Source organism: Nocardiopsis exhalans (genome assembly GCF_024134545.1).
GTDB classification, from domain to species: Bacteria; Actinomycetota; Actinomycetes; order Streptosporangiales; family Streptosporangiaceae; genus Nocardiopsis; species Nocardiopsis exhalans.
Map to the genome: position 1 here is coordinate 4,386,667 of NZ_CP099837.1, position 14,708 is coordinate 4,401,374.

The following is a 14,708-nucleotide window of genomic DNA, read 5'->3' on the forward strand; positions in this document are numbered from 1 at the left end:
GTGACGACGTGACAGGGGCCGGAAAACCCGTTGCCCGGCCGAAAGGGCCTGTGGAAACCTGCCCGGACGTGCCGTGCGAATCCGTACGGAGGTTCTGAGCAGTGGAGAAGAGCGGTCGTGGGTTACGTCGACGTCAACCAGGTCACACACACCCTGCCCGACGGGAGGGTACTGCTGGACGGGGTGTCGTTCCGGGTCGGCGAAGGGTCCAAGACCGCTCTGGTGGGTGCCAACGGCGCGGGCAAGAGCACCCTGCTGCGCCTGGTGCGCGGTGAGTTCCCGCCCCAGTCGGGCGCGGTCACCGTGGACGGCGAGCTGGGCGTGATGCCGCAGTTCGTGGGACACGTGCGGGACGCCACCACGGTGCACGAGCTGCTGGTCTCGGTCTCCCCCGGCCCGGTGCGCAAAGCCCACGCGGACCTGGAGGCGGCCGAGACGGCCATGATGCTCTCCGAGGACGAGAAGAACCAGATGCGCTACGCCGAGGCGATCTCGCGGTACGGTGACGCGGGCGGTTACGAGGCCGAGGTGGTGTGGGACCAGTGCTGTATGGCGGCCCTGGGTACGCCCTACGAGCACTGCCGGTGGCGCGAGGTGCGCACGCTCTCCGGCGGTGAGCAGAAACGCCTGGTCATCGAGGCGTTGCTGCGCGGACCAGCGCCGGTGCTGTTGTTGGACGAGCCGGACAACTACCTGGACGTGCCCGGCAAACGCTGGTTGGAGGAGGCGCTGCTGGCCACCCCGAAGACGGTCCTGTTCGTCTCACACGACCGCGAGCTCCTCAGCCGGGTTCCTGACCGGATCGTCACGGTGGAGCTGGGCGCGGCGGGCAACAGCCTGTGGGTACACGGGGGTACCTTCGACACCTACCACGAGGCCCGGCGGGAACGGTTCGCCCGCCTGGACGAGCTGCGCAAACGCTGGGACGAGGAGCACGCCAAACTCAAGGCGCTCGTGTCCATGTACAAGCAGAAGGCGGCCTACAACTCGGACATGGCCACGCGGTACCAGTCCGCGCAGACCCGGCTGCGCCGGTTCGAGGAGGCGGGCCCGCCCCAGCAGCAGCCCCGGGAGCAGAACCTGCGGATGCGGTTGCGCGGCGGCCGCACCGGCAAGCGGGCCCTGGTCTGCCGGGACCTGGAGCTGACCGGGCTGATGCGCCCCTTCGACTTGGAGGTCTGGTACGGCGACCGGGTCGCGGTGCTGGGCTCCAACGGTTCGGGCAAGTCGCACTTCCTGCGGCTGTTGGCCGGTGGCGGCGACGATCCCGAGTCCTCGCTGGTGCCGGGGGAGGAACGCGCCAACGTCGAACCCGTACCGCACACCGGGCGGGCCCGCCTGGGCGCCCGGGTGCTGCCGGGGTGGTTCGCGCAGACGCACGAGCACCCGGAGTTCACCGGCCGCACCCTGCTGGACATCCTGCACAACGGGCAGGGAACCCGCAGGGGCCTGCCCCGGGACGAGTCCGGCCGGGCGCTGGACCGCTACGAGCTCGCACTCTGCGCCGAGCAGACGTTCGACACCCTCTCCGGGGGCCAGCAGGCCCGGTTCCAGGTGCTGTTGCTGGAGCTGTCGGGGACCACGATGCTGCTGCTCGACGAGCCCACCGACAACCTGGACGTGGTCTCGGCCGAGGCCCTGGAGTCGGCGCTGGACGCCTACCAGGGCACGATTGTGGCGGTCACCCACGACCGCTGGTTCGCCCGGGGCTTCGACCGGTTCGTGGTGTTCGGCGCGGACGGCCGTGTGTATGAGACGGACGAGCCGGTGTGGGACGAGGGCCGGGTCCAGCGCGCCCGCTGAGGCGCGCGGGGCCCGGCGCCGGGCCCGGACTCAGCTCAGCTGGAGTTCGATGTCCTCAAGGAAGTCACAGCCCTCGTCGCAGCTCACATACATGGACATGTGTCCCCCGGGTTCGACGTCGGGGTACCTGTAGACCAGCACCCCTGACTCACCGGAACCGTAGCTCTCCTGGCCCGTGGTCTGCTCGGGGTAGAAGGTGAGCGCACGCTCACCGTCCGGGGCGTAGTAGTTGGGCAGCATCACCTCGAACGAAACACCGGGGTCCGCCTCCCCGTGCAGGATGACGGCCAGCAGGTTGCTCTCCACCGAGTAGTAGCTCCTGGCAACCGTGATGCTCGCTCCGTCCTGCGAGAACTCACTGCCACCGGGGTAGATGTAGTCGCTGACGGCGTTGCTGTTGACCTCGAAGTCGCTGACCAGGTCGCCCTCGAAGACGAAACCGCCGAAGGTCGAACAGCCCTGGCTGCTGCAGACCCGGAAGCTGTCGCCGCTCAGTTCCACGTCGTTGCCGGACCGGTCACCGTCTTCGTAGATGTTGGCGCGCAGGTGGTCCGCCTGGAACAGGAGGTACTCGTGGGCGGCTGATCCCGGCTGGGCGTACTGGAGCCCGGACTCGATGCCTTCGGGCGTGTCGGAGACCATCGCCGCTTCCATGAACGGGAGCAGGTCCTCGAGATCGGGTTCGTCCGCGCTCTCGGGGGTTTCCTCCGCCACGTCCGCGGCATCCGTCTGGGTCCGTGCGGAGTCTCCGGCGTCACGCACGAGTCCGCAGGAGGTGAGGGGGATGAGGAGCGCCAGGGCCAGGGCTCCGAGGGTCAGTCTGGAACAGGTCATCAACAGATCTTCTACTTCGGGGGAATGGAGATGCCGCGAGGGAACACACCCCCGAACACCACTGAAGGGGTTCCACGGGCGCGGGATGGAGTCGCCTCATTTTTAGCAGAGACCGAACGGACTCCCCTGCTGCCACGGGGTTGGGGCGGTAAGAACCGGTGGCCGGTTCAGGCCAGTCCGGCCCCGCCCCTCGAACGCGACGCCCGGACCTGGGCTTAGGTTGGTAACCACAAAAATCACAAAGGACCTTGGAAGCCCCCTATGCGACATCCCCCAACTGTCCTGGGCACCGTGGCCCTGTTGTTTCTGCTGGCCGGGGCGCTGCTGGTCTCCCCGTTGCCGTCCCCCACGGCCGCCCAGGCCAGCGCGCCGCGCGACGAAAGCGGTGCGCTGGAGAACTTCTACGCCCGCATGCTGGAGGAACACGAGGGCGTGTTCATCGAGGAGGAGCTCGCTGGTGTTCTCGACCGGCACGAGGTTGCCGAGGACCTGCGCGCCCAGCTGGCCGAACACGAATACCGGAACAACGTCCTGGTGGTCGGCGACCCCGCCCACAAAGTGCGCCTGGACGTGTTGGCCCACGCGGTCGCCAACCACCTCCAGGCCCCGGTCCTGGTCCTCTCGCCCAACAGCAACCACGTGGGGATGAGCCGCGGGAGGCTCGGCGAGATCCCCGAGGACGCCGTTCAGTACGCCTACTACACCGGCTCTCGCCCAGCGGACCCGCGCGACCAGCTCGCCCGCGTACTGCGTGCCGCCCAGTACCGGCACCTGGAGAAGCGCACGGCGGTCGCCGAGGTCGAATACGAGGTGATCACGGAGGGCCGGTACCGGGCGGATCCGCGCAACGACGCCACCCCGGGCTTGCCCACCCAGCGCTGGCTGGCCGTGAGCTGGACGTCCACCGCGGCGGTGGCCACAGGTGTCCTGACGGCATGGGCGGCGGTGGCCCTCACCGCGGGGTTCCTGCGACGCCGACGCGCCCGCGTGGGGAAGGCGGACTCGTGAGGGCTCACAAGCGCACGTCGGTCATCCTGCTGGCGGCCGCCGCGATCCTGTGCTCCTCCGCCGCCCCGGCGCCGGCCGATGCCCCTGAGCGCGTCCAGGACATCGACGACTGGTCCCGGGTGGCACGGGTGGCCGAGGCCCTCGCGGACGACCCGTTGTACATCCACCCCGCCACCCCCAGGCAGCCGGTCCCGGACGAACGCGAGGAACTGAGCGCCCTGGTCGCCGAGGGACTACCCGAGGACACACCGCTGTACGTGGTCTTCCAGCCTTCGGTGGCCTCCGACGAAACGGGGGGTCAGCCCACCCTCTTCCTGCACGCCCTCCACGAGCTGTCCGGGGCCGACGGGGTGTACGTCGCGGTCACCGACGACCACCGCGTGGCCACGGCGGCCTTCGACAGCGCCCTCACCCCGCGGATCGACACAGATCAGGCGATCCCCTTCCTACGCCTGGGGCCCGAGCGCGCGGTGGAGACCCTCGTCGAACAGCTGAGGGAGTCACCGCGGGTCCACGTGAGCGCCACCGCACTCGTCCGCGATCCAGAACCCGACCACGGCTTCACAACGGTCACGCCTCCCAGGCCGGGGGACCGATGGTGGAGCGATGCCGCCTTCGGGCTGATGGTGGGCCTGGTCACCGCGCTGGTCTTCCTCTGCGTCCCGCGCGAGGTGCGCAAGGCGATCGCACGGCTGTGGGCAAGGTATGTCCCCCGACCCGTCGAGTCCCTGCGCAGGAGGTTCGGCGCGCAGACCCACTCCAGCTCCAGCGGCACCGCGGCGCGGGTCCCCAACCGGCTGCGGCCGTGGCGGCTGCGTCCGCTCCTGACGCGTGAGCTGAGAATTCTCCGGCACCGGATCGAGAGCGCCCCCGTCGACCACCCCGGGCTGGGCCTGGCACGCGAGGCCTACGACGCGGCCGGGCTGATCGCCCTCTCCCCTGTATTGCCGCCCAGCGCGCTGGTCTGCGCGGTCGTCCTGGCCCGGCACGGGGAGCGGGCCCTGGAACACCCCGACCAGCCCCACCTGCGCCCCTGCCAGGTCAACCCACTGCACGGGACGGCCTCGCATCGCACCCGCCTCGCTCTGGGCGGGCGCTTCAGGGTCTGGGAGCTCTGCGACCGCTGTGAACGGCGGGAGTCGGTGATGGGCGAGATCCTCATGGTCCGTGTCGGCCCGCGGTTCACCCTCGACTTCTTCGGCCCGCGCTACACCTACTTCCGCGACTACGACGGCGTTTGGGCCAAGCACACCTTCAGCATCAGTGAGCCCTTCGAACGGGCCCGCCGCGAGATCGGAGTCTGAGCATGACGCGCACCCTGGTGGCGGCGGTGACGCTGGCACTCCTCGCCCTGATGTCCTGGACCGCACCCGCCGCGGCCGACAGCGCCTGGAACGGGGAACAGTCCGAGCGGATCGTGCACGTCCTGGCCACGGGGCCGACCTATGTCAGCCCCGAACTCAGAAGCGAGTTCTCCATCAGGGAGGAGCGCGATCTGGGCATGACCCTCAACCGCCCCAGGGTCCCCGTCTTCCTGGTCATCGAGCCCTGGGAGGTGGACATCCAGGCCAAGGCTCAGGGTCTGGCCGACCACCGGGACCAGGAGGGCTACTACCTGGTGGTGGGCACCGACATGTACACCGTCCACGGTGTACAGAGCGGTATGGACCCCGAGACGGTGGACGGTCTGGGCGTCGCCCGGATGGCCGCCGCGGTAGCCAACGACCACCCCGAACTGGCCCAGTCTCCCCTGTCCGAACGCCTGCGCTTCGCCATCGACCTGCTCAAGGAGGACGGGGCGGCCGCCGAGGCCTACCGAGCCATGTCGGAACCCTCCTCGGAGCCGTCAGCTGCCGCGGTCGAGGTCGTGCTCTGGGGTGCGGGGATCGTCGGGGTACTGGCTCTGACCACACTGGTCGTGTGGGGGGTGCGCCGCCGGTCGCGGCGACCGATCCGGGTCGTGCCGCTCAGTGAGGCGGTGCTCGACACCGTCGACACCACGCAGCGCGAGGTCAAGCGCGACGAGCTGACCGTGCGCCTCACCGACTGCGGGCGGCGGGTGGCGGAACAACACGGCGGTGGCGAACGGGTTCAGGCCGCGCTGGAGGCCTATGAGGCCGCCGCCAAGGTCATGGACAGCGTCGACGACATGTCCGACCTGGTGGGGGTGAAGGTGCTGTTGGACCAGTGTGAGGCCGCCCTGGACGGGAAGGCCAGCCCCGGCCACTGCTTCTTCGACCCACGGCACGTCGAGGGCACGGCCCACGTGCGCTGGCGGGCGCCCGCCTCGTTCGCCTCGGTCAGGCTCCTGGCCTGCCGTACCTGTCGGCGTGCGATCCGTGAGCACCGGAACCCGGAGGCGGTCACGGACTCCTCCGGGCCGCGGCCGATGCCGTACTTCGCGGTGCCCGCGGAGCGGAGCGTGTGGGCGGCGACCGGGTACGGGACGCTGGCTCCGGACCTGGCCGCCCGGATCCTGCGGGGTGAGCTCCGGAGTTAGGAGACCGCGGAGTCCCGGGGGCGCCCCTGGCCGATCGCCCGGCCGGGAGCGCCCCTTTTTTGTCTGCCGAAACCGTTGAACCGCTCGGCCCCCTGTCCCGTTCCCTGGGGTAGAGAGGCCGCCCGGTTCCGCGGCGGCCGGTGGACGACCGAGGTGAGGGACACATGCGAACCGGAGCGAAGATCGCGCTGGGATCGGGCGCGGCGGTGGTGGTTCTGGCGGGGGCCGCTTTCGCCCTCGGCCCGCGCCTGTACGCGGAGCGCGCCGAACAACGGGTTCAGGACGCGCCCGTCATCGAGGGTTCGGGGGACACCGCAGACCTCGACGTGGCGGACTTCGAGGGCACGTGGACGGTGGCGGAAGGTGACTCCTACGCCGGGTACCGCGTGGACGAGATCCTGAACGGCCAGGAGGTGACCGTGACCGGACGCACCCCCCAGGTCCAGGGCGCGGTGACCGTGACCGAAGGCTCGATCACCGCGGCGACGATCACCGTGGACATGGCGAGTGTCACCACGGACGAGTCGGCCAGGGACGGCTACTTCCGCGACAGCGCGTTGGACGTCGGGACATACCCGACCTCGGAGTTCGCTCTGACCGGCCCGGTGGAGCTCACGCCCGGGGACGACAGTGTGGCGCTGTCCGGGGACCTGACGATCCGTGGCGTCGCCCAGCCGGTGACGCTCGAAGCGCGGGTAGGCGTCACCGACGCCGGGGCACAGGTCGCCGGAAGCATCCCCATCGCCTTCGCGGACTTCGGTGTCGAGGCCCCCGACCTCGGTTTCGTGACCGTTGAGGACGAGGGTGCGGTCGAGTTCCTTCTCGACCTCGTCCGAGAACAATGACCGACGACCACCTTCGAGGTCTGGGCGTCGCCCCCTCCGACGACCTGCTGCGCGCCCTGCACTCGAGGTACGCCGACCGGCTGTACCGTTTCGTGCTGCGGTTGTCCGGCGACCTCCCCCTGGCCCAGGACGTGGTCCAGGAGACCCTGCTGCGCGCCTGGCGCCACCCGGAGATCATGGCGCGAGGCGAGGACCAGGTCCGCCCGTGGCTGTACACGGTCGCCCGCAACCTCGTCATCGACGAGATGCGCAGCGCCCGCCGGTCCCGTGAACTCACGACCGGGGATCCGCCCGAGGGCGCACAGGCCGACGGCAGCCGGTCGGTACTGGACTCGTGGCTGGTCGCGGACGCGCTCACGGGTCTGTCCGACGAACACCGGGCCGTGGTGGTGGGTGCCTACTACCGTGGCCGGTCGGTGCGCGAACTCGCCGCGGAGCTGGGGATACCCGCCGGAACGGTGAAGTCCCGGCTGCACTACGCGCTGCGGGCCATGCGCCTGGCCCTACAGGAGAAGGGAGTCACGTCATGACCTCCGAGGACCGGTACCGCGAGTGGGACGCCTCCTATGTGCTGGGGGTGCTGGACCCGGAGGAGCGACGTGAGTTCGAGCGACACCTGGCGGTCTGCGCCGAGTGCCGGAGCGCGGTGACTGAAATGGCCGGAATGCCCGGCCTGCTGGGCGCGGTCCCGTTCGAACAGGCCGTATCCACCACCGCGGACGCCGGAGAGGGCAGGGGTAACGGGGACGGGGACACCGAACCGGGCGGGCAGCACGGCGCTCCCGGTACGCCGGTGCCACCGCTCTCGCGGGTCGCCGACGCGGCGCGGCGCCGCCGGTCCCGCGTTCGCGCCCTGTTCGCCACCGTGGCCGCCGGGGTCGTTCTCGTGGCCGGAGCGGGCGGATGGGCGGTGGGGCGGGCCGCCTCCCTGGCCGGTCCAGGGAGCACCGACACCCCGCAGGCGACCAGCGCCCCGGCCTCCGTCGAGCTGCTGCCGACCGGCCAGACCGAGATCCGGGCGTCGTTGGTCATCACCCCCACGGCCTGGGGCACCCGGTTCGACTGGAGCTGTGACTACCCCGTGGCCGAAGAGGACGGGGACGGGCGGGGTTGGCAGGAGGAGGACGTCTACACACTCGTGCTCGTCGACGACGACGGGCAACGGTCGGTCGCCGCGACGTGGTCCTGGACCGACAGCGAGACCTCCACCGGGTTGGGCGCCTCCTCCGCCCTGCCGTTGGAACGGATCGACAGCGTCGAAATCGGGTTGGAGGGTGCGGACTACACGCTGGCCTCAGGCCAGGTGTGAGCCGCCTTGGAGGGGGCCGCCGACGCGGGTCGGCGGCCCCCTCTTTCGTAGGGAGAAAAAGCAGAACCCGTGGGAACCCTCAGGGCCCGGCGAACGACTTCTCATGGTGACCACCGTTGCGTCACCACAGCGAGGAGGGGGTTCATGGGTGTGTTCGCCCGCGCCCTGTCAGCCACCGCCGCGATCCTGATCCCGACACTGGCCGCGGTCCTGGTCCCGGTACCGGCCTCGGCCCACGACGCCCTGGTCGCCTCGGCCCCCGAGGACGGCCAGAGCCTGCGGTCCGCACCCGAGGAGGTCGTGCTCACCTTCAGCGGCGAGGTGATGGACGTGTCCACGGCCGTGCTGGTCCTGGACTCCCGAGCGGAGGCCGTCCACACCACCGAACCGCTCGTGCGGGGCCATGACGTCAGCGTCGAGCTGCCCGGGGAGGTCGCCGAGGGCGGCTACGCGGTGCGCTGGCGGGTGGTCTCCAGTGACGGCCACCCGATCAGCGGATCGTTCACGTTCGAGGTGGGTGAGGGCGGGCCGCCGCCTCCGCCACTGGACGCGGTCCCCGAAGAGGAGCCGGGAGAGAGCTCCCCCGCACAGGAACCGGTCGCTTCCGGGCCGGTCGCGGACCCTGTTCCGCGGACCGCGGTTCTGGCCCTGGTCGGGGCCCTGGGCGGTCTCCTCCTCTACCTCGCCGCGCTGTACCTGCGGCGTCGACAACACACGGCTGGCAGCACCAGCCCAGTCGCCACCACTACCGACAAGGACTCCCAGTGATGACCACCTCCGCGCGTTCGTACCTTCTTCCGCTGCGCCTTCTTCCGCTGGCCACTGCTGCCGCCCTGGCCCTCAGCGGCTGCGCTTCGGCCGAGCCCGTGGCGGGCGATGACGACACCGAGATCGAACAGGGCGCGCTCCAGGCCGACCTGGTCACCGTCACCGACCCCTGGGTCAAGGCCGCTGACGCCGACGACGGGATGACCGCCGCCTTCGGCATCCTCAGCAACGGGGGCGACCAGGACGCCGTCCTGGTCGCTGCCCGGGCCGACGGGGTCTCCGAACTGATCGAACTCCACGAGGTGGTCAGCGGCGACGACGGCAACATGCTCATGCGGGAGAAGGACGGCGGGTTCACCGTGCCCGCGGGAAGCGAGCACGAACTCTCCCCGGGCGCCGACCACATCATGTTCATGGGGCTCGACCAGGACCTGGAACCCGGCGCGGAGGTGACCGTGACCCTGGAGTTCGACGACGGCTCCACGCACGAGTTCACCGCCCCGGTGAAGGACTTCGAGGGGGCCAACGAGAGCTACCACGGGGACCACTGATGAGCCCCGACGAACAGCGCCCCGGGCCCTCCCGCAGGCGCGTGCTCCTGGGCGGTGCGGCCGCGGCCGGGGCCGGTGCGGTGGCCCTGACCGGTAGCGACGCCCTGGTCCGGTCGCTGCGTTCCGCGGCCGGGGAAGCACCGGACGCGGACCCGGTGCACGGCGGGCGCACCCACCCCTTCCACGGTGCTCACCAGGCGGGGATCGCGACCCCGCCCCAGGCCAACGCACGGTTCATCGGCGTCGACCTGCACGAGGAGGTCGACGCCGACGGGGTGCGGCGGCTGCTGTCCCTGCTCTCCGACGACGCCGCCCGACTGACCCAGGGCAGGGCGGCGCTGGCCGACACCGAACCCGAACTCGCCCTCGCCCCCGCCGGGCTGACCGTCACCCTGGGGTTCGGCCCCGGCCTGGTCGAACGGGTGGACCCGGAGGCGGTCCCCGCGTGGCTGGGTCCACTGCCCGCCTTCGACACCGACCGGTTGGAGGACCGCTGGTCCCACGGCGACCTCCTGCTCCAGGTGTGCTGCGACGACCCGGTGACGCTCTCGCACGCGGCGCGCATGCTGCTCAAGGACGTGCGGGCCTTCGGTTCCGTGCGCTGGGCCCAGGAGGGCTTCCGGCGCTCCCACGGCACGGAGCCGGCGGGGACCACCATGCGCAACCTCATGGGCCAGGTCGACGGCACCGTCAACCCGGAGGCGGACGAGGCGGACTTCGATCCGCTGGTGTGGTGTGACACTGACGGCCCCGGCTGGCTCCGGGGCGGTACCGCCATGGTGCTGCGTCGGATCTCCATGGACCTGGACGGGTGGGACCGACTGGACCGGCCGGGCAGGGAGGACTCGGTGGGGCGCCGCCTGGACAACGGCGCCCCGCTCACCGGCGCGGAGGAGCACGACGAACCTGATCTCGACGCGGTGACCCCGCTCGGCTTCCCGGTGATCGCCGAGTACGCCCACATCCGCCGCGCGCGCTCGGAGGACCCGGACGAACGGATCTTCCGCCGCGCCTACAACTACGAGTCGGCGGTCGGGGGCGCGGACGGAGATGACGCGGGGCTGCTGTTCGTCTGCTACCAGCGGGACCCGGACCGCCAGTTCGTGCCGATCCAGCGCCGTCTGGACCGGCTCGACCTGCTCAACGAGTGGATCACCCACATCGGCTCGGCGGTCTTCGCCATCCCGCCGGGATGTGCCGAAGGGGGGTTCGTGGGCGAGACGCTCTTCGACCGCTGAGGTCCTGGGGCCCCGGAACGGGAGCGCACAGCCGTCGCGATGGTCCTCTTGTTCCCCTGATCGACCAACGGGTTCGGGTGTTCAGCGGTGCGCCGGATGGAACAACTCCGGAGGGACCATCCAGGTTTTCCGAACACCGACCCGAAGGGGGCCCCTTGACCTTCCGTACCACCGCCGGTGAGAGCGGTCTGCCGGCGGAGCTCGCCGTCGACCCCGACTGGTGGCGCCAGGCCGTCGTCTACCAGATCTATCCGCGCTCGTTCGCTGACGCCGACGGCAACGGGATCGGGGACCTGCGGGGGATCACCTCGCGGGTGCCCTATCTGCGGGACCTGGGTGTGGACGCGGTCTGGCTGAGCCCGTTCTACCCCTCGGCGCTGGCCGACGGGGGCTATGACGTGGACGACTACCGCGACGTGGACCCCAAGATCGGCACCCTGGACGACTTCGACGCCATGGCGGCGGCGCTCTCCGCCGCCGGGATCAAGCTCGTCGTGGACATCGTGCCCAACCACTCCTCGGACCGGCACATGTGGTTCCGTGAGGCGTTGGCCGCGCCACCGGGCTCCCCCGCGCGGGACCGCTACATCTTCCGGGAGGGCAACGGGCCCGACGGTTCCCTGCCTCCGGCGGACTGGACGTCGGCCTTCGGGGGGCCTGCCTGGACGCGGGTCCCCGACGGTCAGTGGTACCTGCACACCTTCGCCAGGGAGCAACCGGACCTGAACTGGGACCATCCGCAGGTGCGCGAGGACTTCCTGCGGACGCTGCGGTTCTGGTCCGACCGCGGGGTGCACGGTTTCCGGGTCGACGTCGCCAACGGGCTCGTCAAGAACCTGCCGGAGAAGCTGCCCACCCAGGCCGAACTGGACGCGACACCCCAGGACGGACACCATCCCCTCCTGGACCGGGACGAGGTGCACGAGGTCTACGAGGCTTGGCGCGAGGTCTTCGACGAGTACGACCCGCCGCGTTTCGGTATCGCCGAGGCGTGGGTGGCACCGGAGCGGCGGGCGCGCTACGCCAGCCCGCGTGGTTTGGGGCAGGCGTTCAACTTCGACCTGCTGGAGGCGAACTTCGACGCCGGGGAGTTCAGGGAGATCGTCACCTTCAACCTCGAGTCGGCTCGAAAGGTCGGGTCCTCGTCCACCTGGGTCCTCTCCAACCACGACGTCGTGCGCCACGCCACGCGCTACGGGCTTCCGCACGCGCTGGGGGGCGAGGGCCGGATCGGGGTCCGGTGGCTGTTGAACGGCGGGCGTGAGCCGGTGCTGGACGCCGCGGCGGGGCTGCGGCGGGCACGCGCGGCCACGCTGTTCAAGCTGGCCCTGCCCGGCAGCGCCTATCTGTACCAGGGTGAGGAGCTGGGGCTGCACGAGGTGGCCGAGATCCCGGACGAGGCCCGCCAGGATCCCGCCTTCTTCCGCGGCCGCGAGGTCTCGGTGGGCCGGGACGGCTGCCGGGTGCCGATCCCCTGGACCACGGAGGGACCGTCCTTGGGGTTCGGTCCGGGGCGGGCGCACCTGCCCCAGCCACCGTGGTTCGCCCACTACGCGGTTTCGGTGCAGGAGGGGGATCAGGGGTCCACGCTGAACCTCTACCGGAAAGCGCTGGACCTGCGGCGCAGCCTCCAGGGAGAGGAGTCACTGGAGTGGGTGGAGACCGGGACCGGGCAGGTACTGGCGTTCCGCCGCCCGGGCGGGTGGCTGTGCGTGACCAACTTCGGCGACCTGCCGGTCGATCTGCCGGAGGGCGAGGTCCTGCTGTCGAGCACGCCGTTGACGGGCGGGCTCTTGCCCGGAGCCACGACGGTGTGGCTGCGGGCCTAGAGACCGAGAAGACGCACGGAGGGGTACCGCAGGTGCCCCTCCCCTCTCCTGTCTGAGGCCGGTCTTGTGTCACCGCGAACGAGCCCGGGGTCACGCGGGCCGTGGAGGTCGCTCACCTCCCGGTTCTCCTGGAAGCGAGCTCGGCGAAGGGCAACGGGCGGCAGCAGGTCGGCGTCCTCGGGCGGGGCCACCAGCATCCGCTCGGGCAGGGTGCGGCCCAACGCGGCTGCCAGGGCACGGGGCTTGCCCGCGGCGGAGGGTCCGGTCACCAATACCAGACCGCCGCGCGGTGAGGCCGCAGCCGTGGCCAGGCGCTGATCGAGTTCGTCGTCCGCGTCCCTGGGCGCACAGGGCGACAGCCCTGCGCCCTCAGGGCCGGGCAACACGCTGTGGACACCCAGTTCACTCACATCGCACTGCCGGGCGGGCAGGACCGTGTCCACCCATCCGGGGCGCGGCACAGTGGGCGGGCCTCCGGTGGGCTTGGGTTCTCGTGGTGGGGGCGGCCCGCCGCGGCACGCACTATTCGGACTGTTCGAAGCGGTCGTGGGTGGTCTCGTATCTGAGGTCGGTGAGGCGACGCAGGTGGGAGAAGGTGAGTCTGAGCCGTGCGTGGTCGGTGCGGGCGAAGGGCTGCGTGGTCGGGCTCTTCGCGGTGCCCGCGGGCCGCGCGGGTCCGGTCGCCGAACCGGTGGCGGGGGCGGGGCTCTGCTCGAAAGCCTCGGAAGCGGGTGCCATCATGTCCGGATCTCCTTGTCTACGAGGGTGCTCAGCGTCCGACCTCAGCGGCGGGACCAGGCCTTTCACCTGGGGTACGGGCCCGCGCCCGGGTCATGACGCGGGATCCGCCCACAATTCTTGGGAATGCTCCGATTCGTACCTCCCGTGAGTGGGGCCCGGCCTACTTCACGGGGAAGTCCAGGTCGACCAGGGCGAAGCACTCCTCGAGGCAGCCGGTCACGGACAGGTCCCCGCCGACCTCGGGGCCGGTGAAGAACAGGGCGGTCTGGGTGGCGGCTCCGGCATCCAGGTCGTACTCCCCCACCGCCTCCTCGGCCCGGTACTCACGGCCGTCCGGGGCGGTGTAGGTGGCGCCGAACAGGTCGAGGTCGACGTTGTCGACCGTGGTGAACTCGGCGGTGACGACCAGGACGTCGTCGGTGACGCCCTGGTAGGCGGTGAGCAGGTGGACGTCCACGCCCTCGGAGCTGGCCGCGACCCCGCTTCCGGAGACCAGGCGTTTGCCCGGGTCCGCACCGTTGACCAGGAAGCCGGTGATCAGGCCGTCCTCGGCGGTGAAACGGGTGAAGTCGGCGCATACCGGACCTTCGGCTTCCTCCTGGCAGAGTTCGAAGCCCTCTTCGGTGGGGGTCAGTGAGGAGCCTGGATAGGTGTGCCCGGCGCTGTCCCAGGCACTGAACACCTGGACGAAGTGGCGCAGGTAGGTGTGGGCGGTGGAGTCCTCGGCGGTCAGACTCAGCCCTTCGCGCATCCGCTCGGGGTCGTCGGCGGCGGCGAGGGCGGCCATGTACTCGGCCGCCTCGCCGGGGACCTCGTCCTCAGCGGCGGGCTCCGGGGGCTCGGCCTCCCCGGCTTCTCCCGGTTCGCCAGCCGGCTCCGGCTCCCCTGGCCCGCCGGGCCCCCCGGGTGCCACGGGTTCCGGTTCCGGGCTGCTGACGGGTTCCTCCGCGCCGGGGACAGGGCCGTCTTCGTTCTGCTCCTGCTGCTCGGAGGTCTGGCGCTCGTCGGCGGTGGGGACGGTCTCCCCCGGCCCGGGCAGGCCGCAGGCGCTCACGAGGAACAGCAGGACGGCGGCGGCAATCGCGGGCGGTTTCGGCATACCCTGACACCCCCTCGGCACGACACCCAGACTGCCGATTTTAGGGTGCAATAAGGCCAATAGTCCGATTTCAGATGATTTTGAGGATTTCCTGGGATCCCCTTGTCACCACTTGACCCGCACACGGTTTCGGGGCCGCTTCCGGAACCCCGGCTTCGGAAGCGGCCCCCGAACCCCCTCGAC

The 14,708-nt window shown here is 70.7% G+C and carries 15 protein-coding genes; 11 read left to right on the forward strand and 4 right to left on the reverse strand.

Going from position 1 to position 14,708, the window contains the following annotated elements; translation table 11 throughout:
- Positions 1 to 117 precede the first annotated feature (117 nt).
- Positions 118 to 1,803 carry an ABC-F family ATP-binding cassette domain-containing protein gene (locus NE857_RS19340; protein ID WP_254417065.1) on the forward strand — a complete coding sequence of 562 codons (1,686 nt, stop codon included), beginning with the start codon at positions 118 to 120 and terminating at the stop codon, positions 1,801 to 1,803.
- A gap of 30 nt (positions 1,804 to 1,833) precedes the next feature.
- On the opposite strand, the gene NE857_RS19345 is transcribed toward NE857_RS19340, so the two are convergent.
- Positions 1,834 to 2,637: a hypothetical protein gene (locus NE857_RS19345; RefSeq protein WP_254417066.1), complete on the reverse strand. Its 804-nt coding sequence runs from the start codon at positions 2,635 to 2,637 to the stop codon at positions 1,834 to 1,836.
- 261 nt (positions 2,638 to 2,898) lie between these two features.
- Between NE857_RS19345 and NE857_RS19350 the strand changes: the two genes are divergently transcribed.
- From NE857_RS19350 to NE857_RS19395, 10 genes are all read left to right on the forward strand, one after another.
- The gene (locus tag NE857_RS19350; protein WP_254417067.1) at positions 2,899 to 3,645 is read left to right on the forward strand and encodes a hypothetical protein; all 747 of its coding nucleotides are present in this window, start codon (positions 2,899 to 2,901) and stop codon (positions 3,643 to 3,645) included.
- Entirely contained in the window at positions 3,642 to 4,949 is a 1,308-nt protein-coding gene (locus NE857_RS19355) for a hypothetical protein (protein WP_254417068.1), read from the forward strand. Before NE857_RS19350 ends, NE857_RS19355 begins: the two co-directional genes overlap by 4 nt.
- Before the next feature lie 2 nt (positions 4,950 to 4,951).
- Complete coding sequence (locus NE857_RS19360) at positions 4,952 to 6,145, forward strand: hypothetical protein (protein WP_254417069.1); 1,194 nt, start codon at positions 4,952 to 4,954, stop codon at positions 6,143 to 6,145.
- 164 nt (positions 6,146 to 6,309) lie between these two features.
- Positions 6,310 to 6,990, forward strand: a complete 681-nt coding sequence (locus tag NE857_RS19365; protein ID WP_254417070.1) for a YceI family protein — start codon at positions 6,310 to 6,312, stop codon at positions 6,988 to 6,990.
- Positions 6,987 to 7,520 (forward strand): sigma-70 family RNA polymerase sigma factor, encoded by a 534-nt coding sequence (locus NE857_RS19370; protein WP_254417071.1) that lies wholly within the window; start codon positions 6,987 to 6,989, stop codon positions 7,518 to 7,520. The genes NE857_RS19365 and NE857_RS19370 overlap by 4 nt, the downstream gene beginning before the upstream one ends.
- On the forward strand, positions 7,517 to 8,299 hold the full coding sequence (locus tag NE857_RS19375) for an anti-sigma factor family protein (protein WP_254417072.1): 783 nt from the start codon (positions 7,517 to 7,519) through the stop codon (positions 8,297 to 8,299). The genes NE857_RS19370 and NE857_RS19375 overlap by 4 nt, the downstream gene beginning before the upstream one ends.
- A 144-nt stretch (positions 8,300 to 8,443) precedes the next feature.
- Positions 8,444 to 9,067: a copper resistance CopC family protein gene (locus tag NE857_RS19380; protein WP_254417073.1), complete on the forward strand. Its 624-nt coding sequence runs from the start codon at positions 8,444 to 8,446 to the stop codon at positions 9,065 to 9,067.
- The gene (locus tag NE857_RS19385) at positions 9,067 to 9,618 is read left to right on the forward strand and encodes a copper chaperone PCu(A)C (protein WP_254417074.1); all 552 of its coding nucleotides are present in this window, start codon (positions 9,067 to 9,069) and stop codon (positions 9,616 to 9,618) included. The genes NE857_RS19380 and NE857_RS19385 overlap by 1 nt, the downstream gene beginning before the upstream one ends.
- Positions 9,618 to 10,856 (forward strand): Dyp-type peroxidase, encoded by a 1,239-nt coding sequence (locus NE857_RS19390; RefSeq protein WP_254417075.1) that lies wholly within the window; start codon positions 9,618 to 9,620, stop codon positions 10,854 to 10,856. The genes NE857_RS19385 and NE857_RS19390 overlap by 1 nt, the downstream gene beginning before the upstream one ends.
- Before the next feature lie 155 nt (positions 10,857 to 11,011).
- The gene (locus NE857_RS19395) at positions 11,012 to 12,685 is read left to right on the forward strand and encodes a glycoside hydrolase family 13 protein (protein WP_254417076.1); all 1,674 of its coding nucleotides are present in this window, start codon (positions 11,012 to 11,014) and stop codon (positions 12,683 to 12,685) included.
- On the opposite strand, the gene NE857_RS19400 is transcribed toward NE857_RS19395, so the two are convergent.
- From NE857_RS19400 to NE857_RS19410, 3 genes are all read right to left on the reverse strand, one after another.
- Entirely contained in the window at positions 12,682 to 13,146 is a 465-nt protein-coding gene (locus NE857_RS19400; RefSeq protein ID WP_254417077.1) for a hypothetical protein, read from the reverse strand. The two genes, NE857_RS19395 and NE857_RS19400, sit on opposite strands and share 4 nt — an antisense overlap.
- A 61-nt stretch (positions 13,147 to 13,207) precedes the next feature.
- The gene (locus NE857_RS19405; RefSeq protein WP_254417078.1) at positions 13,208 to 13,426 is read right to left on the reverse strand and encodes a hypothetical protein; all 219 of its coding nucleotides are present in this window, start codon (positions 13,424 to 13,426) and stop codon (positions 13,208 to 13,210) included.
- 160 nt (positions 13,427 to 13,586) lie between these two features.
- Complete coding sequence (locus NE857_RS19410; RefSeq protein ID WP_254417079.1) at positions 13,587 to 14,525, reverse strand: hypothetical protein; 939 nt, start codon at positions 14,523 to 14,525, stop codon at positions 13,587 to 13,589.
- Positions 14,526 to 14,708: the final 183 nt, after the last annotated feature.